At 72.0% G+C, this 19,358-nt stretch carries 20 protein-coding genes and 1 tRNA gene; 10 read left to right on the top strand and 11 right to left on the bottom strand.

The features are described from left to right. Window positions 1-49: 49 nt before the first annotated feature. The 5 genes from FB157_RS08060 to FB157_RS08040 form a co-directional block, all read right to left on the bottom strand. Complete coding sequence (locus tag FB157_RS08060) at window positions 50-2,161, bottom strand: MMPL family transporter (protein WP_145877403.1); 2,112 nt, start codon at window positions 2,159-2,161, stop codon at window positions 50-52. A 16-nt stretch (window positions 2,162-2,177) separates the two neighbouring features. Beyond that, the gene (gene sigJ / locus FB157_RS08055) at window positions 2,178-3,083 is read right to left on the bottom strand and encodes an RNA polymerase sigma factor SigJ (protein ID WP_145877401.1); all 906 of its coding nucleotides are present in this window, start codon (window positions 3,081-3,083) and stop codon (window positions 2,178-2,180) included. Window positions 3,084-3,242: 159 nt separating this feature from the next. Then, a complete protein-coding gene (locus FB157_RS08050; RefSeq protein ID WP_145877400.1) occupies window positions 3,243-4,247 on the bottom strand; it encodes a Gfo/Idh/MocA family oxidoreductase in 1,005 nt (334 codons plus the stop codon). Window positions 4,248-4,289: 42 nt separating this feature from the next. Then, on the bottom strand, window positions 4,290-5,066 hold the full coding sequence (locus FB157_RS08045; protein ID WP_145877398.1) for an SDR family oxidoreductase: 777 nt from the start codon (window positions 5,064-5,066) through the stop codon (window positions 4,290-4,292). A gap of 15 nt (window positions 5,067-5,081) precedes the next feature. Then, window positions 5,082-6,245, bottom strand: coding sequence for a phytanoyl-CoA dioxygenase family protein (locus tag FB157_RS08040; RefSeq protein WP_145877397.1), 1,164 nt, complete (start codon window positions 6,243-6,245; stop codon window positions 5,082-5,084). A 109-nt stretch (window positions 6,246-6,354) separates the two neighbouring features. Here FB157_RS08040 and FB157_RS08035 point away from each other — a divergent pair, with 109 nt between their 5' ends. Next, window positions 6,355-7,386, top strand: a complete 1,032-nt coding sequence (locus tag FB157_RS08035; RefSeq protein WP_145877395.1) for a LacI family DNA-binding transcriptional regulator — start codon at window positions 6,355-6,357, stop codon at window positions 7,384-7,386. Here the strand turns inward: FB157_RS08035 and FB157_RS08030 are convergent. Beyond that, window positions 7,367-8,527: a Gfo/Idh/MocA family protein gene (locus tag FB157_RS08030; RefSeq protein WP_145877393.1), complete on the bottom strand. Its 1,161-nt coding sequence runs from the start codon at window positions 8,525-8,527 to the stop codon at window positions 7,367-7,369. The two genes, FB157_RS08035 and FB157_RS08030, sit on opposite strands and share 20 nt — an antisense overlap. 143 nt (window positions 8,528-8,670) lie before the next feature. Between FB157_RS08030 and FB157_RS08025 the strand changes: the two genes are divergently transcribed. After that, window positions 8,671-9,675 (top strand): LacI family DNA-binding transcriptional regulator, encoded by a 1,005-nt coding sequence (locus tag FB157_RS08025; RefSeq protein ID WP_145877391.1) that lies wholly within the window; start codon window positions 8,671-8,673, stop codon window positions 9,673-9,675. Here the strand turns inward: FB157_RS08025 and FB157_RS08020 are convergent. Then, the gene (locus FB157_RS08020) at window positions 9,665-10,009 is read right to left on the bottom strand and encodes a cupin domain-containing protein (protein WP_145877389.1); all 345 of its coding nucleotides are present in this window, start codon (window positions 10,007-10,009) and stop codon (window positions 9,665-9,667) included. The genes FB157_RS08025 and FB157_RS08020 overlap by 11 nt on opposite strands. A 143-nt stretch (window positions 10,010-10,152) precedes the next feature. On the opposite strand from FB157_RS08020, the gene FB157_RS08015 reads away from it, so the two are divergent. Genes FB157_RS08015 through FB157_RS08005 form a run of 3 tightly spaced genes read left to right on the top strand, consistent with a single transcriptional unit; the run spans window position 10,153 to window position 12,950 of the window. Further along, the gene (locus FB157_RS08015) at window positions 10,153-10,668 is read left to right on the top strand and encodes a hypothetical protein (RefSeq protein ID WP_145877387.1); all 516 of its coding nucleotides are present in this window, start codon (window positions 10,153-10,155) and stop codon (window positions 10,666-10,668) included. Between the two features lie 32 nt (window positions 10,669-10,700). Further along, window positions 10,701-11,627, top strand: coding sequence for a dioxygenase (locus FB157_RS08010; RefSeq protein ID WP_145877386.1), 927 nt, complete (start codon window positions 10,701-10,703; stop codon window positions 11,625-11,627). A gap of 45 nt (window positions 11,628-11,672) precedes the next feature. Next, window positions 11,673-12,950, top strand: coding sequence for a serine hydrolase (locus tag FB157_RS08005; protein ID WP_145877384.1), 1,278 nt, complete (start codon window positions 11,673-11,675; stop codon window positions 12,948-12,950). 2 nt (window positions 12,951-12,952) lie between these two features. On the opposite strand, the gene FB157_RS08000 is transcribed toward FB157_RS08005, so the two are convergent. Next, window positions 12,953-13,531: a TetR/AcrR family transcriptional regulator gene (locus FB157_RS08000; RefSeq protein WP_145877382.1), complete on the bottom strand. Its 579-nt coding sequence runs from the start codon at window positions 13,529-13,531 to the stop codon at window positions 12,953-12,955. Window positions 13,532-13,747: 216 nt separating this feature from the next. Here FB157_RS08000 and FB157_RS07995 point away from each other — a divergent pair, with 216 nt between their 5' ends. After that, complete coding sequence (locus FB157_RS07995; protein ID WP_145877380.1) at window positions 13,748-15,175, top strand: MFS transporter; 1,428 nt, start codon at window positions 13,748-13,750, stop codon at window positions 15,173-15,175. A 45-nt stretch (window positions 15,176-15,220) separates the two neighbouring features. Beyond that, a tRNA-Pro gene (locus FB157_RS07990) sits at window positions 15,221-15,294 on the top strand. Between the two features lie 74 nt (window positions 15,295-15,368). Here FB157_RS07990 and FB157_RS07985 read toward each other — a convergent pair. From FB157_RS07985 to FB157_RS07980, 3 genes are all read right to left on the bottom strand, one after another. Then, complete coding sequence (locus FB157_RS07985; protein WP_186581401.1) at window positions 15,369-16,334, bottom strand: radical SAM/SPASM domain-containing protein; 966 nt, start codon at window positions 16,332-16,334, stop codon at window positions 15,369-15,371. Next, window positions 16,331-16,594, bottom strand: coding sequence for a hypothetical protein (locus FB157_RS47155; RefSeq protein WP_186581400.1), 264 nt, complete (start codon window positions 16,592-16,594; stop codon window positions 16,331-16,333). Before FB157_RS47155 ends, FB157_RS07985 begins: the two co-directional genes overlap by 4 nt. A gap of 270 nt (window positions 16,595-16,864) precedes the next feature. After that, entirely contained in the window at window positions 16,865-17,860 is a 996-nt protein-coding gene (locus tag FB157_RS07980) for a helix-turn-helix transcriptional regulator (RefSeq protein ID WP_145877376.1), read from the bottom strand. 202 nt (window positions 17,861-18,062) lie between these two features. Here FB157_RS07980 and FB157_RS07975 point away from each other — a divergent pair, with 202 nt between their 5' ends. From FB157_RS07975 to FB157_RS07965, 3 genes are read left to right on the top strand one after another with little or no spacing between them, the layout of a single operon-like run. After that, window positions 18,063-18,461: a peptidoglycan-binding domain-containing protein gene (locus tag FB157_RS07975; protein WP_186581399.1), complete on the top strand. Its 399-nt coding sequence runs from the start codon at window positions 18,063-18,065 to the stop codon at window positions 18,459-18,461. A gap of 14 nt (window positions 18,462-18,475) precedes the next feature. Further along, the gene (locus tag FB157_RS07970; RefSeq protein WP_145877373.1) at window positions 18,476-18,904 is read left to right on the top strand and encodes a peptidoglycan-binding protein; all 429 of its coding nucleotides are present in this window, start codon (window positions 18,476-18,478) and stop codon (window positions 18,902-18,904) included. A gap of 19 nt (window positions 18,905-18,923) precedes the next feature. Next, window positions 18,924-19,343, top strand: a complete 420-nt coding sequence (locus FB157_RS07965) for a peptidoglycan-binding protein (protein ID WP_222440919.1) — start codon at window positions 18,924-18,926, stop codon at window positions 19,341-19,343. Window positions 19,344-19,358: the final 15 nt, after the last annotated feature.

Raw genomic sequence — 19,358 nt, 5'->3', positions numbered from 1 at the left:
ATGCGGACGGGCCTTCCGGCCGGAGCCGGAAGGCCCGCGCGGTACGTCGTCAGGTGCCCGCGAGCGCGGGTTCGGGGTCGGACGTGCCCGACGGCGGCCGGGGGTCGTCATGACGTCTGAACAGCCCGCTGGGCCACCACATCCAGCGGCCCACGTCCAGGGTCAGCGCGGTGACCAGCACCGAGCGCACGATCACGGTGTCCAGCAGCACACCGAAGGCCACCGCGAACCCGAGCTCGGCCGCGAACACCAGCGGCAGCGAGGCCATCGCCGCGAAGGTACCGGCCAGCACCAGACCCGCCGAGGTGATCACACCCCCGGTGGCGGACAGGCCCGTCAGCGCGCCGCGCCGGGTGCCGTGCGGCAGCGCCTCCTCGCGCACCCGGGTGACCAGGAAGATGTTGTAGTCGATGCCCAGCGCCACCAGGAACACGAACGTCAGCAGCGGGAAGGAGGCGTCCGCCCCGGCGAAGTGGAACACGTGGTCGAACATCAGACCGCCCACGCCGAGGGCCGCCGCGAAGGACAGCACCACCGTCGCCATGAGCAGCAGGGGCGCGACGATCGCCCGCAGCAGCAGCGCGAGGATGAGGAACACCGTCACCAGGACGATGGGGATGATCACCGCGGAGTCGCGGGCGGCCGCTTCCCGTGTGTCGAGGGTGACCGCCGTGTTGCCGCCGACCTGGGCGTGCGCACCCTCGATCCGGTGGACCGCGGTTCGGGCGCGCTCGACGGTGCGCAGCGCGGCCGTGCTGCTGGGGTCGTCCTCGAGTTCCCCGAGCAGGACGGCCTCACCGGCCACGACCCTCGGCGCCGACACACCCGCGACTCCCGGTACGGCGGACAGCGCGGCTCGCACCCGCTGCGCCGAGGCGGCCCTCGCCACGACGAAGACCGGGTCGCCCGACCCTGCCGGGAAGTGACGGGACTGGATCTCCTCGCCGACGGCCGTCTGTGGCTTGCCGGTGAACTGGTCCGTGTTGGAGAGCCCGTCCGCCCTGAGCCCGAACAGCCCCGTCGCCATGGCCCCGAGGACGAGCGCGGTGCCGATCCACACGAGCCGCGGCCGGCCCGAGACGGCGGTGCCGACCCGGGTCCAGACGCCCTCGCCGCTCGCACCGGCCGATCCGTACGACGGCCGCACCGGCCAGAAGATCCAGCGGCCGCAGACGACCAGCAGGGCCGGCAGCAGGGTGACCATGGCGAGCAGCCCGACCAGGACACCGACGGCGCAGGCGGGGCCGAGCCCCTTGGTGGAGTTCAGGGTGGCCAGCATCAGCAGCGTCAGGCTGACCGCGACGGTCGCGGCGCTGGCGACGATCGCGGGACCTGAGCGGTGCAGGGCCTCCGCCATCGCCTCGTGCCGGTCCTCGTGCCGCCGCAACTCCTCCCGGTACCGCGAGACGAGCAGGAGCGCGTAGTCGGTGGCGGCGCCGAACACCAGCACCGTCAGGATGAAGCCGGTCTGCTTGTTGACGGTGAGTCCGGCGTTCTTCGCCAGCAGGTAGATCACCGCCTCCGACGTGACCAGGGCGGCGCCCACGGTCAGCAGCGGCAGGACGGGCAGCACCGGGCTGCGATAGGTGAGCAGCAGGATCACGATCACCACGGCCGCGGTGATCGTCGTCAGACCACCGCCCTCGCTGAACGCTTTGACCGAGTCCGATGCGTATCCGGCAGGCCCGGTGACATGGAACCCGAGACCGTCGGCGTTCGCCTCGCCGACCCCGCTCAGCGCGTCGACGGCCTTGCCGATTCCCTCCCAGCCCGTCCTGTCCTTGCGTACCTGGACCACGGTCTGGATGGCCTTGCCGTCCTGGGCCCGCACCGGGCCCTGCGGCTGCCCCACCACGTTGCGGATGCCCTTGAAAACCTCCGCGTCGGCTCGTGCCTTGGCCATGTCGGCAGGGGTGACACCCCCGGGCCGGTCGTAGACCACGATCGCGGGCAGAGTGTCGGCGAGCCGGAACTTCTCGGCCCGGTCGACGATCCTGGTCGATTCCGCGTTGCCGGGCAGCCAGGCCGAGTTGTCGTTCTCCTCGACGTCACCGAGCTTGCCGGCCAGCAGGAGGGCCGGGACCAGCAGGAGTGTCCAGAGGGCCAGGACGACCCATTTCGCCACCCTGCCGCTGGGCAGGGACGCCAGTGTGCGCACCATGTGGATTCCTCGGCGTTCAGTCGACGTGAGCGAGCTTGTCGGGATTGGCGACGACATAGATCCCGCACACCTGGTCGCCGTCCGGAGTGAGATCGAGGACGAGGACGGCGTACAGGGTGTCACCGGCGAACAGCACTGCCGCCGGGGCGCCGTTGACGCTGCGGTAGGCGATGTCGAGGCCCTTGCCGGAGTGGGGGGCGGCAGCGGCGAGCAGCCGGGCGACCTTGTCCCGGCCGTGCATCGGACGCAGGCCCGCAGGCGCCCGGCCCTTGCCTCCGGCGTCGCCCCACAGGGTGACCTCCGGCGCCAGGAGCCGCAGGAGGGCGTCCAGGTCACCGCCGAGGGCGGCGGCCAGGAACCGTTCGGTCACCTGCCGGCGGACGCGCGGGTCGGGCTCGTAGCGGGGGCGTCGCGCGTGGACGTGCTCCCGGGCGCGATGGGCGAGCTGGCGGATCGCCGAGGGGCTGCGGCCGAGGATGTCCGCGATCTCGGTGTGGGCGTAGCCGAACACCTCGTGCAGGACGAACACCCCGCGCTCCAGCGGAGTGAGGGTTTCCAGGACCACCAGCAGCGCCATCGACACCGACTCGGCGCGCATCGCCGTGTCGGCGGCATCGTCCGGGGCGGGAGTGCCGGTGAGGGGGCCGACGACCGGCTCGGGCAGCCACGGCCCGACGTACGTCTCGCGGCGGCGGCTGACCGTGGCCTGGTGGGCGAGGGCCCGGTTCACGGCTATCCGCACCAGGTAGGCGCGCGGGTTGTCGATCGGCTCCGCGTTCGCCGCCTGCTTCCTGGCCGTCCACGACAGCCAGGTCTCCTGCAGCACGTCCTCGGTGTCGGCGACGCTGCCGAGCATGTTGTAGACGATGGAGAACAGCAGTTCACGGTGGTCGTGGAACACCTGTGTCGCGGTGTCGGACATCGCGGGGCCTCTCGTCGCGGATGCTTTCCGAACTGAGAGCGCCCCGGGCACCCGGAGTGTGACATTCACTCACGGGTTGTGATCCAGATCTCATGGGTCCGTGCCCGAGTGGGCCTCGGGCACGGACGGGCCGTCGTCCGGGCCGACGGAGGTCCGCCGTCAGGCCCCCCGCACCTCCGCGATCGTCACCGGCCGGTGCTCGCGCAGGGACAGGGTGCAGGCATCGGCGATCCAGCCCGCCTCCAGGGCGTCCTCGACGGTGCAGGGGGAGGGGCGGGTGCCGGCCACGACCTCGGTGAACGCGGTGAGTTCGGCGCGGTAGGCCTCGGTGAAGCGGTCCATGAAGAAGTCGTGCGGGGTGCCCGCCGGGAAGGTCACCCCCGGCTCGACCGAGCGGAGCGGGAGCTTGTCGTCCAGGCCGACCGCGATCGAGTCCGCGAAGCCGTGGAGTTCCATGCGGACGTCGTAACCACGGGCGTTGTGGCGGGAGTTGGAGACCACTGCGATCGTGCCGTCGTCCAGGGTGAGGATCGCGCCGGTGGTGTCGGCGTCGCCCGCCTCCTTGATGTAGCCGGCGCCCCGGTTGCCGCCCACCGCGTACACCTCGGTGACCTCGCGGCCGGTCACCCAGCGGATGATGTCGAAGTCGTGGACGGAGCAGTCGCGGAAGATGCCCCCGGAGGCGGCGATGTAGGCGGCCGGCGGCGGTGCCGGGTCCAGGGTCGTCGAGCGGACCGTGTGCAGCTTGCCCAGCTCGCCCGCCTGCACCGCGGCCCGTGCGGCGACGAAACCGGTGTCGAAGCGGCGGTTGTAGCCGACCTGGATCGGCACGTCGCTGCCCTGCACGGCCTTGAGGACCTCGACGCCCTCCGCCATGGTGCGGGCGACCGGCTTCTCGCAGAAGACGGGGACGCCCGCCTCGACTCCCGCCCGGATCAGCGCCGGGTGGGCGTCGGTCGCGGCGGCCACCACGATGCCGTCCACGCCGGCGGCCAGCAGCGCCTCGGGCGAGTCGGCGACCTCGGCCCCGAACCGCTCGGCCGCTGCCTTGGCCGCGTCCGTGAACGGGTCGGTGACGACGAGGGACTCGACGGCGTCGAGCCCGGAGAGTGTCTCGGCGTGGAAAGCGCCGATGCGGCCGAGGCCGAGGATTCCGATGCGCATGAGGGTGCGGCTCCTAAGGTGCGAGGGTGCTGGAGGAGAGAGCTAGTCGAGGGCGCCGAGCACGTTCTGGTCCCAGTCGATCACCGAACCGGTGACCACTCCGGACCGGTCGGACAGGAGCAGGACCACGAAGTCGGCGATCTCGTCCGGCCGGCCGAGCCTGCCCATCGGCAGCCGGGCGGCGGCCTGCTCCTGCCAGTCGTCGCCCGCGTCGTGGAAGGCGCGCTGGGTGGCGTCCTCGCCCTCCGTCGCGGTCCAGCCGATGTTCAGGCCGTTGATCCGGATCCGGTCCCAGCGATGGGCGTGCGCGGCGTTGCGGGTCAGGCCCGCCAGGCCGGCCTTGGCGGCGACGTACGGTGCGAGGAACGGCTGCCCGCCGTGCGCCGACGAGGTGATGATGTTGACGATCGTGCCGGCCGCCTTGCGCGCCACCATGTCGGCCACCGCCGCCTGCATCGCGAAGAACGGCCCCTTGAGGTTGACCGCGATGTGCGCGTCGAACAGCTCGGGCGTCGTGTCGAGCAGGGTCCCGCGTGAGGTCAGGCCGGCCGAGTTGACCAGGCAGTCGATCCGGCCGTAGGCGTCGGCCACCTCGGCCACCGAGGCCTTGGCCTGGTCGGCGTCCGACAGATCGGCCTGGACGTACATCGCCCTGCCGCCGGCCGCGGACAGTTCGGTCACCAGGGCCTCGCCCGGTTCGGGGCGGCGCCCGGTCACGGCCACCGTGGCGCCCTCCCGCACGGCGGCCCGCGCGATCGCGGCGCCGACGCCCTGGCTGCCGCCGTTGACGAGGACGACCTTGTCGTCGAGAAGTCCCATGAGTTCCTTGCTCTTTCAGCTCTTGCGCCGCTCGGCGCCGGCCCGCAGCTCGTCCCGCAGGGCCCGGGGAGTCCATTCCTCGCGCACCGCCCGCCGTACCACGTCCGCCTGTGAGGGCGGCGCCAGACCGCCGACCGGCGGATCGTCGTCGAGGTCGGTGGGGAACGGATAGCCCTCGGCGCTCGCGGCGATCACGTGGTCGAGCCACTCCTGACCCACGCCTTGCGCCCTGCGTTTCAGCAGCACCGGGAAGACCGCGTTGGCCACGGCCTCCCGGTCCACCGTCTCCATCGCCCGCCCGAACGCCGAGGACACCTGGAGCAGGTTGGCCATGCGCCGGACGTCCGCCGAACGGTTCGGGCCGGCGGCGTGGAAGAGCGCCGGGTTGAAGAAGGCCGCGTCGCCCTTGGCGAGGGGAAGCTGGACGTGGTGCGCGTCGAAGTGGGCCTGGAACTCCGGGAGCCGCCAGGCCAGGTAGCCGGGTTCGTACCGCTGCGAGTACGGCAGGTACAGCGTCGGCCCCGACTCGACCGGCATGTCGCAGTGCGCGACCGCGCCCTGCAGCGTGAGCGCGGGGGAGAGGCGGTGGACGTGCGCGGGGAAGGCGGCGGCGGCCTCGCCGGTCAGGAAGCCGAGATGGTAGTCCCGGTGCGCGGTCTGGGCGGCGCCTCCCGGGTTGACCACGTTGATCTGCGAGGTGACCTGGTAGCCGGGGCCGAGCCAGGCCTCCGCGACCAGGGCCACGAGGTCGTTGGCGTAGTAGTCGGCGAACGTCTCCGGGTCGTACAGCGCCGCCTTCTCCAGGGCGTTCCACACCCGGTCGTTGGTGCCCGGCCTGGCGAAATGATCCCCGGCGCCCGCGCCGGAGGCCCGCTGCTCGGCGATCAGGGCGTCGAACACCGCCGTGGCCCGGTCGACGACCGCCGGGTCGGGGAAGGCGCCCTCGAGGACCACGACGCCGGGCCCGTCGGTGAGCGCCCGGACCAGCTCGGCCTGCACCTCCCGGCGGTCACCGGCGCGGAGCCGTTCGCTGTCGTAGACGAGCACGTCGCTCTCCACCGACGCGGCGTACGGGTACTCCGCGGGATCGGTGGTCCGCGCGAGCAGGGCGCGGAAGGAGCCGAGGTCGCAGTCCTGCTCGGAGAGCCAGGCACGGCCCTGTGCGGCGGTGCGGGACATCGTCGTCCTTCTTTCGTTCCCGGGGCGACGTCGTGCTGTCATTCTTGTCAGTACAAACCCCTCGAACAACCGGCAGCGATCCATCAAAAACCCCTCAAGGAGCCGAACCGTGGGCCACCCCTTCCCGATCCGTGAGATCGCCCGTCAGGCCGGCCTCAGCGAGGCCACCGTGGACCGCGTGCTCAACGGCCGGGGAGGGGTGCGGGCCAGCACCGCGCAGGAGGTGCACCGGGCCATCGCCGACCTGGACCGGCAGCGCACCCAGGTCCGGCTCGTCGGCCGTACCTTCATGGTCGACATCGTGATCCAGGCGCCCGACCGGTTCACCACGGCCGTCCGGGCCGCCCTGGAGGCCGAACTGCCCTCCCTGCACCCGGCCGTGCTGCGCTCGCGCTTCCACTTCCGGGAGACCGCCCCGGCGGGGGAGCTGGTCACGATCCTGGACCGGATCGCCCGGCGCGGCTCCCAGGGCGTGATCCTCAAGGCCCCGGACGTCCCCGAGGTCACGGCGGCCGTCGGCCGGCTGACCGCGGCCGGCATACCGGTCGTCACCCTGGTGACCGACCTGCCCGCGAGCGGCCGGCTCGGCTACGTGGGCATCGACAACCGCGCGGCCGGTGCCACCGCGGCCTACCTCATGGGCCAGTGGCTCGGCGACCGCCCCGGCAACGTCCTCACCAGCCTGAGCAGCGGCTTCTTCCGCAACGAGGAGGAGCGCGAGATGGGCTTCCGCAGCGTCATGCGTGCCCGGCACCCCGACCGCGTGCTCGTGGAGCTGACCGAGGGGCAGGGCCTGGACGCCACGCAGTACGACCTGGTCCGGGCCGCTCTGCAGCGCGACCCGGAGATCCGGGCCGTCTACTCGATCGGCGGCGGCAACATCGCGACACTGCGGGCCTTCGGGGAGCTGGGCCGCGAGTGCGCCGTGTTCGTCGCGCACGACCTCGACCACGACAACACCCGGCTGCTGCGCGAGCACCGTCTGTCCGCCGTGCTCCACCACGACCTGCGCCAGGACATGCGCGAGGCCTGCCACCTCGTCATGCGCGCCCACGGCGCACTGCCCCCGGCGGGACCCACCCTGCCGTCCGCGATCCAGGTGGTCACGCCCTACAACATGCCTACGACGCAGGCAGGCTGACCCACGTCCCGGTCTCGGCCGACACCGCCATCGCGTCGAGCACGGCCGCGCCGTGCACCGCGTCGGCCAGGGTGGCGCCGTACGGCCGGCCCTCGGCGATCGAGCGCAGGAAGCGGTACGCCTCGATCACCTTCAGGTCGTCGTAGCCCATCGCGTTGCCGGCGCCCGGCTGGAACGCGGCGAACTCGCCGTCGCCCGGACCCACGTACACCGTGCTCACCGGCTGGTCCTGGTACGTCGTACCGCGGCTGACCGCCAGCTCGTTCATCCGGCGGAAGTCCCAGGACACCGCGCCCCGGGTGCCGTGCACCTCGAAGCCGTAGTTGTTCTGCTCGCCGACCGAGACCCGGCAGGCCTCCAGGACGCCGCGGGCGCCGGAGGCGAAGCGCAGCAGGCAGCTGACGTAGTCCTCGTTCTCGACCGGGCCCGGTTCGCCGCCGGAGGCCAGCGCGTGACCCGCCGTCGCACCCGTGGGGCGGGCCCGCTCCGGGACGAAGACCGCGGTGTCGGCGGTCAGGGACGCGATGTCGCCGAGCAGGAAGCGGGCCAGGTCGGCGCCGTGCGAAGCCAGGTCGCCGAGCACCCCGCTGCCGCCGCGCTCGCGCTCGTACCGCCAGGTCAGAGCGCCTTCGGGATGGGCCGCGTAGTCGCTGAACAGACGGATGCGGACATGGGTGACGGTGCCGATCCCGCCGGAGGCGATCAGGTCGCGGGCGGCCTCCACGGCGGGCGCATTGCGGTAGTTGAAGCCGACCGTGCCCCGGACCCCGGCCTTGGCGACCGCGTCGGCCACCGCGCGGGCGTCATCGCCGGTCAGACCCACCGGCTTCTCGATCCACAGGTGCTTGCCCGCCTCGGCCATCGCCACCCCGATCTCCCGGTGCAGGAAGTTGGGCGCGGTGACGCTGACGGCCCGGACCCGCGGATCGGCGGCCACCTCACGCCAGTCGCGGGTGGCGGAGGCGAACCCGAACCGTTCGGCGGCCTCCTCGGCCCGGCCCGGCACCTCCTCGGCCACCGCCACCAGTTCGGGCCGCAGGGCGAGCTGCGGATAGTGGTGCCGGACGCGGGCGTAGGCCTGGGTGTGCACCCGCCCCATCCAGCCGAACCCGACGACGGCGACACCGAGCGCATCCACCATGACAGCCCCTTTTTGGACCGGTCCACATCCTGTCCGGGCCACCTTTGTACGGACATGGCGCGCGCGTCAACCCTTCGGCAAGGGAGAACGGATCCATGTCAACCCTTTGACAGCCCGGCCCGCCACATGGAACGGTCCATCCCATGAGACCGCCGACGATCCGCGACGTGGCCGAACGGGCCGGGGTGTCGAAGTCGCTGGTCTCACTGGTCCTGCGCGGCTCCGGCCAGGTACGCGCGGAGAAGCGGGACGCCGTGCTCAAGGCCGTGGGCGAGCTGGGCTACCGGCCCAACGCCGCCGCGCGCAGCCTGAGCGAGCAGCGCACCCGCACCGTCGGCGTCCTCCTCGACGACCTGCGCAACCCCTGGTTCGTCGACCTGCTCGACGGCCTGAACCCCCTGCTGCACGCGGCCGGCCTGCACATGCTGCTCGCCGACGCCCGGCTGAACCGGCGCATGGGCCACGACCTCGCCGAACCCTTCCTGGACCTGGGCGCCGACGGCCTGGTGGTGGTCGGTACGGTCCCGGACGCGGGCGGACTCGGCACGCTGGCCCGGCGGATGCCGGTGGTCGTGGCGGGCGCCCGCGAGCCGCAGCCGCCGGGCGTGGACGTCGTCGCCGGGGACGACGAACTCGGGGCCCGGCTGGCCACCGAGCACCTGCTCGGCCTCGGCCACCGCCGGATCGCCCATCTCGCGGGCCACGGCGCCGTCGGCGAGCTGCGGCGGCGCGGCTTCGAGGCGGCCATGCGGGCGCACGGCGCCGAACCGCTGGTCGAACCCGGCGATCTGACCGAGGAGGGCGGCTACCGGGGCACGGTACGGCTGCTCAGCCGCGCAGACCGGCCCACGGCGGTCTTCGCCGTCAACGACATGGCCTCGGTCGGCGCGCTCTCGGCGGCCGGGGAGCTGGGCCTCACCGTCCCGCGCGACCTGTCGGTGGCCGGGTACGACAACACCAGCATCGCCCGGCTGCGGCACGTCTGGCTCACCACCGTCGACACCGCCCCGCACGAGGTCGGCCGGCGAGCCGCCCGCTGCCTCCTGGACCGCTTCGAGCGGCCGTCGGACGAGGGGCGGCTGCACCTGGCCGCACCGACCCTGGAGATCCGGGGTACTACGGCGCCGCCGCCCCGCCTCACAGATTGATCGCGTACGCCTTGCGCAGCGTCTCGTGCACGGTCCACGTCGTGCGGTCGCCGGCGCGCAGCACCGCCATGTCCCCGGGACCCACCCGCAGCGTCGGCCCGTCCTCGAACTCGATCGTCGCCGACCCGCTGATCACCACGAACAGCTCGTCCGCCTCGGTGTCGGTGACCACGCCCGGGGTGATCTGCCAGATCCCGCGGATCTGCCGGCCGTCCGCCGACTCCCAGACCACCTTCCCGGTCACCTCCGGGTTCCCGGAGACGATCTGCTCCGGGTCGAGGGGCTCGGGTTCGAGGTCGGCGTCGGGGATGTGGAGCGCGAAGCTGTGCGTCATGGGGTGACCCTAACCAGCGCCGGCGTCGTCCGGCCGTCGACAGTGTGTGCGGCATCGGGCCTGGTGGGAGGACACTTCGTCGGGCCGCGCGGGCCGGGCGTGCGAACTGGCGGCGGCCCGGGGCGCGGGTGATGGTGGGGTGCATGGCTGACTCCACGGCGGCCCCCGCCGAGCCGCACCGGCAGCACGGCACGCGCGAGGCCGTCCTGTTCGGCGGGGTCTACGGCTCGGTCCTGGCCAGCTCGATGGTCGCCGCGCTCACCCAGCACGGCCACAGCTCCGCCGCCAGCCGCCGTTACGACGCCCTATGGCTGCTGGTCACCGCATGCGCCTCCGCACTGGCCCACGGCTACGCCCACTACATCGCCGAGCGCGCCCCGCACCGCCGCTGGGACGTGCTGCGCACCCTCGCCGACGAGTGGCCGCTGGTCATGGCGGTCGTGCCGACGGTGTTCCTGCTCGCGGGCGCGGGCTGGGGCTGGTGGCCCCCGAACGGCGTCGAGTACCCGGTGTTCGCCCTGAACATCGTGATCCTCTTCGCCCTCGGCCTGGTCACCGCCCGCGGAGGGAGGCGCAGTTGGCCGGCCGCCCTCGGGATCGGCCTGGCGGACGCGGTGCTCGGGGTGGTCGTGGTGGTGGCCAACGCGGTCATCAAGTAGGCGAGCGGTGTGCCGCTGGGCATGGAGTCGGTATGACCACCGAAGACGCCGTAACCGCGCCAGGCGCGACCGAAGCAGCGGTGAGCGCGGCAGCCGTATCCGAAGAGGCCGTCGACACCGTGACCCGCCAGGCCGTCGACAGCCTGTCCGCCACCGCCGACCCCCGGCTGCGCGACCTGCTCACCGCCCTCGTCCGGCACCTGCACGCCTTCGCCCGCGAGACCCGGCTGACACAGGCCGAGTGGGAACGGGCCGTCGGCTTCCTCGCAGCGACGGGGCAGGCCTGCACGGACACCCGGCAGGAGTTCATCCTCCTGTCGGACGTCCTCGGCCTGTCCATGCTGGTCGAGACGGTGCACGGCCACAGCGCGCCCGGCACCACCGAGTCGACGGTCCTCGGCCCCTTCCACCTCACAAAGTCCCCGGCCCGCGAACTCGGCGACAGCATCGACCTGGTGGGCGACGGCGAACCCTGCGTGGTCAGCGGCCGGGTCCGCGCCGCCGACGGCACCGCGCTGCCCGGCGCGGTCGTGGACGTCTGGCAGGCCGACCCGCACGGCTTCTACGACGTGCAGCGCCCGGACGCCCAACCCCCGGGCAACGGACGCGGACTGTTCACCGCCGACACCGCGGGCGCCTTCTGGTTCCGCACCTGCCTGCCCGGCCCGTATCCGATCCCCACCGACGGACCCGTGGGCACCCTGCTGGAGGCCTGCGGCCGCCACCCCTACCGGCCCGCCCACATCCACTTCGTCGCGAAGGCCGACGGCCACGCCCCGGTCACCACCCACATCTTCGTGGCGGGCGGCGCCCACCTCGACTCGGACGCGGTCTTCGCCGTGAAGGACAGCCTGGTCAAGGACTTCATCCCGACCGACGACCCCTGCCTGGCCCGCGAGTTCGGCGTACCGAACCCCTTCCGGCACGCCCGCTTCGACCTCGTACTGGAGCGCGCCTGAACCCGTCGTGCTGCGGGCCGTACGTGACGGGGGCACCCTGTAGACATGCTGGGCACGCTGGGCCGTACGGCTTGCGACGCGGCACGGGACGTGGAGGCCTCCCGGGGCGTGCGGCGCTCACCCCCGCGCCGGTCCCGTACGGCGGCCCTGTGCGCCGCCGTGCTGCTCGCCGCGACGCTGCAGACGACGACGGCCGCGGCAGCCGTCCCGCCCCGGGACAACGGCTGCGTCGCCACCGAGGGCAAGCCCGCAGGCACGGCCGGCCACATCCTGAACATCGTGCGCAAGGCGCGCAGCGACCTCGATCTGAAGGCCGCCCTGGTCCGGGTCACGCAGGACGGACGGGAGGTGGCCACCTTCGCGGAAGGCAACTCGATGAACGGCGTGCCGGCCACCCCGGCGATGCACTTCAGGTCGGGTTCGGTCGCCATCGCCTTCATGGGCACGGCGTTGCTCCAGCTCGTCGACGAGCACCGGGTCGGCCTGGACGACCCCGTCTCCCGCTGGCTGCCGGACCTGCCGCACGGCGATCGGATCACCCTGCGGATGCTCGGCGACTCGACCTCGGGACTGCACGACTACGTCACCGACCCGGCCTTCGTGAAGCAGCTCTACGCGGACCCGTTCCAGCACTGGACGCCGCAGGAGCTGGTCGCCTTCTCCCTCGGCCATCCCCTCTGGTACGACCCCGGCACCGGCTGGAGCTACTCGCACGCCAACTTCGTGCTGCTCGGCCGCGCGCTGGAGAAGATCACCGGAACCCCGCTGGACACGCTGCTGCGGCAACGCGTCATGGACCCCCTCGGGCTCAGCGAGACCGGCAACGGCTTCACGCCCGAGATCCCGGCGCCCGTACTGCACGCCTACGACGACGAACGCGGTCCCTACGAGGACGCCACCTACTGGGACCCGTCCTGGACGACCGCGCCCGGCGCCGTCCAGACCACGGACATCTGTGACCTGGCCCGTTCCGCCCAGGGGATCGGCTCGGGACAGCTGCTCTCCCACAGCTCCCACCAGGTGCAGCTGAACCCCGGCACGGTCGGCCTGGGCGCGCCGACCGCGAGCTGCCCCGCGACCGTGTGCTTCAAGCAGACCGAGGACTTCCACTTCGGGGTGGGCGTCGTCGTCAAGAACGGCTGGGTCCTGCAGAATCCGTCGTTCGCCGGGTTCGCGGCCGTGCAGGCCTACCTGCCGGCGCAGCGGCTGGCCATCGCCGTGTCGACGACCGTCGGGAAGAAGGCGCCCGGGGGCAACACGGCCCAGACGATCACCGATCGCATCGCGGCCGCCCTTGCCCCCGACCACCGGCTGACCGGCTGACCTCAGCGGCCGGTGCGCACCCCGTCCAGGGCGATCGCGAGCACCCGGTCGCGCTGGGCCTCGCTCTCGAACGCCGTCGCCGTGATACCGGCGACCATCCGCAGCAGGTCGCCGAAGTCCATGTCCGCCCGGGCCACGCCCGCCTTCTGGGCGCGCTCCAGCAGCGGGCCGCCGGCCGCGTACATCGACTCGCGGCAGGCCATGAAGATGTCGGACTCGTCGTCCAGGGCCTCGCGGACCGCGCGTTTGGTGACCATGTAGCCCGCGAACCGGTCCAGCCAGGCCGTCAGCGCGTCCCACGGCTCCCGGTCCGCCAGCTCGACGGCCGCCCGGCACAGGGCGTTCACCTCGTCCGCGTAGACGGTCTCGAAGAGGTCGCGGCGGGTGGGGAAGTTCCGGTACAGGGTGCCGATGCCGACGCCGGCCCGGCGGGCGATGTCCTCCAGGGAGGCCTCCGCGCCGTGTTCGGCGAACGCCTCGCGGGCGGCCGCGAGCAGCGCGTCGTAGTTGCGGGCGGCGTCCTTTCGGTGTGGCCGGCGGGTCGCGACGATCTCGCTGACGGGGAACGGCGTGGCCGTCACTGCTGCCTCCCGGAAGGGAATCGGTTGAACCGGAGGTACCCCTCCGCTACAGTGGAGGGGTACCTCCACTTTAGCAGTGCGGGGGCGGCTTCGCCGTGGACGGACGCGTCCCGGCGCCGGCCTCCCGCACCCCGTTCGTACGGGCCTCGCGTGTCACGCACCGCCCGTCCCCCAAGACATCCACCCTCCGCGTCCCGAATCCGGAGAGGCTTCTCCATGCCCCGCAAGTCCACCCGTCTCACCTTCGCGGTCCTGGCGACCGGTGCCGGCGTGTTCGCCATGCTGCAGTCTCTGATCGCGCCGGCCCTGCCGACCGTCCAGCACGCACTGCACACCTCGCAGTCCACCGCTACCTGGGTGATGACGGCGTACCTGCTGTCCGCCTCGGTGTTCACCCCCATCCTCGGCCGCGTCGGCGACCTCGTCGGCAAGAAACGCACCCTCGTCGCGGTCCTGCTGGCCGTGCTCGCCGGCTGTCTCGTCGCCGCGCTCGCCCCGGACATCGGCGTGCTGATCGTCGCCCGGGTCGTCCAGGGCGTGGGCGGCGCGCTCTTCCCGCTCTCCTTCGGCATCATCCGCGACGAGTTCGCCGCCTCCCGGGTGAGCGGCAGCATCAGCAACCTGTCCGCCGTGATCGCCGCGGGCGGCGGTGTCGGCATGGTGGCCGCCGGGCCCATCGTCTCCGCCCTCGACTACCGCTGGCTGTTCTGGATCCCGGTGGCCATCGTCGCCGCGACCGTCCTGATCGCTCTGCGCTACATCCCCGAGTCGCCCAAAAAGGGCCAGGGGAAGGTCAGTTGGCTCGGAGCCGTGCTGCTCTCCGCCTGGCTGGTGGCGCTCCTGCTCCCGCTCAGCCAGGCCGGGCAGTGGGGTTGGGGCTCGCCGAAGGTGCTCGGCCTGCTCGCCGCCGCCGTCCTGCTGTTCGCCCTGTGGCTGACCACCGAGGCCCGCTCCCGCACCCCCCTCATCGACCTGCGTGTGATGCGCCTGCCCGCGGTGTGGACGACCAACGCGGCCGCCCTGCTGTTCGGTGCGGGCATGTACGCGATCTGGTCCTTCCTGCCGGGCTTCGTCCAGGCACCGACCGCGGCCGGCTACGGCTTCGGCGCGAGCGTGACCGAGTCCGGCCTGCTCATGCTGCCGATGCTCGTCGCGATGTTCCTGTCGGGCGTCCTGTCCGGGCGGCTCGAACCCCGTGTCGGAGCCAAGGCGTTGCTCACCGCGGGCGCCGCGCTCGGCGCACTGGCCTGTGGCTTCCTGACCCTCTGGCACGATGCGCAGTGGCAGATCGCCGTCGTCGCGGGCCTGTTCGGCCTCGGCATCGGACTCGCCTACGCCTCGATGGCCAACCTGATCGTGGGCAGTGTCCCGCCCGAGCAGACGGGCGCGGCCACCGGCATGAACGCCAACATCCGTACCATCGGCGGCTCCATCGGCGCGGCCCTCACCAGCGTCCTGGTCACCGCCCACCTGCAGCCCTCCGGCCTGCCCCAGGCCTCCGGCTACACCCACGGCTGGACCCTGCTCGCCCTCCTCTGCCTGGCCGCGACCGGCGCCGCCCTCCTGGTCCCGGTCCGTCGCGCCGCCCGAACGGCGGAGCCCGTCGCGGCGGGGACGACACCGGCACCCGCGCGCGTGCGGTAGGGTTGACCTGCGTGATCACGCGGAAAGCCTTGCGTGAACTCGCATCGGGACGTGGCGCAGCTTGGTAGCGCACTTGACTGGGGGTCAAGGGGTCGCAGGTTCAAATCCTGTCGTCCCGACGTGAAGTCGCAGGTCAGAGGCGGTTTGCTCACACAGAGCAGACCGCCTCCGACGGTTTTCGGACATGGAGCGGTCAGCGGGGTCCCGTCTGCTTCGCTCGGGCGATCGTCGGCAGGGGATCGCACGACTGGGTGCACAGCAGCGGTTCGCACGGGCAGGAGATGTCGGGCTGGCAGGACTGCGGACACCGTGCGCTGTCGGCCTCCTTCTGCCAGACCGTGTCGTGGATCTCGCGGCGGACCTGCGCGAGCGCGTCCCCGCGCAGGATCTCCTCCAGCGTCTGCTCGAGGACGTCACCGACTGCCCAGTCGCGGGACATCACGCACGGGAAGACCTTGCCGTCCGGCGCGACGGCGAGGTTGCCGTTCCAGCAGTGCCCGCACAGGCCCGACAGGCTCGCACTCTGTCCGAGCAGGTCCTGCCCCCGGCCGAACTCCCGTACCTCCGACGTCCGTACCGAGCCGTCCACCCCGAGGTCGAGCAGGAACTGCCGGGTGCGTTCCGCGGCCTCGGTGTCACCCTTGACCGCGATGACACCCACCCGCGTCGGCACCCCCTTCCCGACGAGCCGGCGGAGGTTGGCGACGGTACGCCGGTGACTGCCGCGCACGGTGGTGACGGCATCGTGCACAGCGGGGTCGTCGGAGTAGACCGAGGTCGCGAAGTGCACGGCGTTCTCCGCCGAGAAGTTGAGCGTCTCCTCGTCCAGCCGGGTGAGGTTGGTGAACACCTCCACGAAGTCGAAACCCGTGTCCACGCCACGGCGCAGCAGCCCGTCGAAGTCCGGGTGCAGCTGGGGCTCGCCGCCGATCAGCTGGATCCGGCGACAGCCCAGTTCGTAGGCCTGGTCCAGTACCGACCCGTAGTCCTCGGTGGTCAGCACGTCCCGGTCGCCGCTGAGCGGATGCGAATCCGTGTAGCAGTGGACGCACCGCAGATTGCAGCGGTTCGTGAGCTCGAGCCAGAGAAAGTCCAGGACCCCGTCGACGTCCTCGAGGGTCGTGGGGGTCTTCGTCCGTGTTGCTTCCTGGGCACTCACCGGCTTCCCTCCGCCGCAGCCGAGCCCTGTCCGTAGGTCCGGCCCTCCTGCTGATCCGGAATCGGCATCAGGGCCAGCTCCCCGTCCCAGTTCACCGGCGTCATCGTGAACCGGAGCCGGTACGCGACACCGTCGTCGGCACGGAACTCCCACCCCTGGCCGATGGTGAACCACACATCGCCGCCGGGCTTGGTCCTCGCCCGGACGGCGAACTGCGGGGGACCGGCAATGGCCGGCAGAGATTCCTCGTCCTGGGACACGGCTGTCGCCCTCCTGGCGGTCATGCGCTCGACGGACGCGACCCAGCATCACCGCACACCGGGGCACCGGTATCGGGGCACGCCCGCCTCAGGCACCGCATCGCCCGAACGGGCGCGGGTGCTCACCGCCGAGGCCGGGCCTGACGCAACCCCGATGTTCATGAGCACCTGGCGGACGGTGCTGCCTGGCTCGCCGCGTCGGTGCCGCTCCGCGGGTCGATCTGCCGGTCGCCGGCTCCGGCTGAGGAACCACTTCGCCGGCGCCTGTCCTCACGACATGATGAGCGGGTTGCCGCCGCTGAGCAGGGCCAGGCCCAGTTCGGTGAGGGTGTGCAGGGTCGCGTTGCGGTGGCGGTGGCTGGAGAGCAGGGACGCCTCGCGCAGTGCGGCGATGTGACGGCTGGCGTTGGGCGCGGTGGTCCCGGCCCGGCGGGCGAGTTCGCCGGTCGTCGCGGTGCCGTCGGCGACGGCGTGCAGCAGGGTCGCCCGGGTCGGTCCGACGAGCGCGGCGAGCGCCCGGCCGCCTGTCGAACCGGCCTGCGGCGATCCCCAGTCGACCTGGTGCTCGATCGGGTAGACCAGAACCGGCGGCAGCGTCGGGTCGGCGAAGGCCGTCGGCGCGCGGCGGCAGAAGAAGGACGGCTGGAGCAGCAGGCCGCGGCCTCCGAGATGCAGATCCTGGTCGACTGGGTAGTCGAGCCGGAGTACCGGGTACTCCCAGCGCGCCGACGGATGCAGCGAGCCGAGGACGGTGTCCCAGCCCCCGCCCGCCAGCGTCGTGGACCGGCGCGACCGGTCCCGGCTCACCTGGGCTCGTATGCGGTCCCAGTACGGTGCGAGGGCGGCGCCGAAGTAGCCGGCCGCGGCGTCGGCCAGCCGCGCGAGCCCGGACGCCTGACCGGCGGCCAGTTCACGGCACCAGGAAGGCAGCCGACGGGTGGGATTGCGCCTGCTGAACTCCCGCAGATCCATCTGGACCCGTCGGAGTGGGGTGGAACGCAAGGCCTCGATCCGGTCGTCGACGCCGCCGCTGACAGCCGGCGTGAGGAAGTCCACCGAGTAGCCGACGGGCGGAGCCAGCGCGGTCAGAAGCCGGGTGGAGGCCGGTACGCGCGGCAACGTGTCCTTCAGCCAGGAGCTGTAGACCACCCCCGCGTCCCGTCGGCGCAGCCGGTTCAGGCTGATCAGCAGCTCCCAGAGAGGGTCGGGCTCAGGGGCGATCCGGATCCGGCCCAGGTCCTCGCCCGTGAAGTGGATTCGCAGCATCTCAGGTCGCCCGACCTGGGCAATTGCGCGTCAGCGCACACAAGTTCATGACACGTCCCCCGTACTCGCACACTCGGACCGTCGGTTCTCGATCTGGTCTTGAACGGAACACCTCAACGGTGGAAAGGATCATAAATTGCGAAAGACTGCGAAGTCGACGCGGCGCGACGGGCGCGTGAGGAGAGGGGCGGCGAAGGCTTCCGTGGCGCTCGCGATCGCAGGCGCTTCGGTCCTAGGGGCGACCGCCGGCGCGAGCGCGGACCCGAACGCGAGTCTCCTCGGCTACCGCCACACCACGTACGGCAAGGGCGTGCAGTGTGTGCAGCACAACATCAACTACGTCATCGCCCACCACAACCTCTCCGGCCCCTCCGCGCCGCCCTACACGCACCTGGACGAGGACAGCCAGTGGGGCCCGAAGACGGACGCCGACGTGCGCTGGTACCAGAAGTGGCGCGGCGGCCTCGAGGTGGACGGCGTCGTAGGCAACGCGACCGGCACGGATCTGCTGAACGACGGCGACCCGGACGTCAACGGCGACCCGTGGGGCGGACCGCGCGAGTGCTACTGGGCCATGCCCGGCACCATGGACTTCGGCTGAGGGGGAGCAGACACATGAGTCTCATCGGGAACATCGGCAGGGTTGCCGTGGCGGCGGCGACCGTGAGCGTCACGGCGCTGGGGCTGGCGACCGACGCGAGTGCGGTCTCGGGCGCCCCGACCCTCGGCTACCGCTACACGACGTCCGGGGACGGCGTGAAGTGCGTGCAGCACGACATCAACTACGTCATCGACACCCAGAACCCCTCCTCCCCGCCGCCCTACAGGCACCTCGACGAGGACGGCCTGTGGGGGCCGAAGACCGACGCGGACGTGCGCTGGTTCCAGAGCTGGTACGGGAACCTGGACGTGGACGGCGTGGTCGGCAGGAAGACCGGCGACGCGCTGCTCTACTCCGGTGACCGGAGCTGGAACGGCGACCCGTACAGCACCGGGCCGGGCCCGTGCTACTGGAAGCTTCCGAGCGACAACATCATGAGCTGAGCGGGGGAGGCCGATGAGCATGAAGAGCAGGGCGGTCCAGGGCGTCGCGGCGCTCGCGCTGGCGGGAGCCTCGGTGCTGGGTGTGACGAGCACTGCGAGCGCCGACCCGAACGTGGGGAACCTGTCCTACGGGGACTCCGGCGAAGGCGTGCGGTGCGCGCAGCACGACCTCAACTACGTCGTCGCCCACCACAACTACCTGTCCGGCCGGGGCGAGCCCCCGTACAGCCGCATCGACGAGGACGGTGACTGGGGTCGGCAGACCGATGCCATGGTCCGCTGGTTCCAGAAGGTCGAAGGTCTCGACGCGGACGGCATCATCGGCAAGATGACGGGTTCGTACCTGCTGTCGGCCGGTGACGAGTCCTACAACGGGGACATGTGGAACGGTCCCGGTTACTGCTACTGGAAGTTGCCCGGCAGGTTCGTCGGGAGCTGAGTGGCCCGAGTGAGG

Source organism: Streptomyces sp. BK340, from assembly GCF_007827595.1.
In the GTDB taxonomy this organism is placed as follows: Bacteria; Actinomycetota; Actinomycetes; order Streptomycetales; family Streptomycetaceae; genus Streptomyces.
The sequence above is the reverse complement of the archived record's forward strand: the minus strand, read 5'-3'. Positions and strand labels throughout refer to the sequence as shown.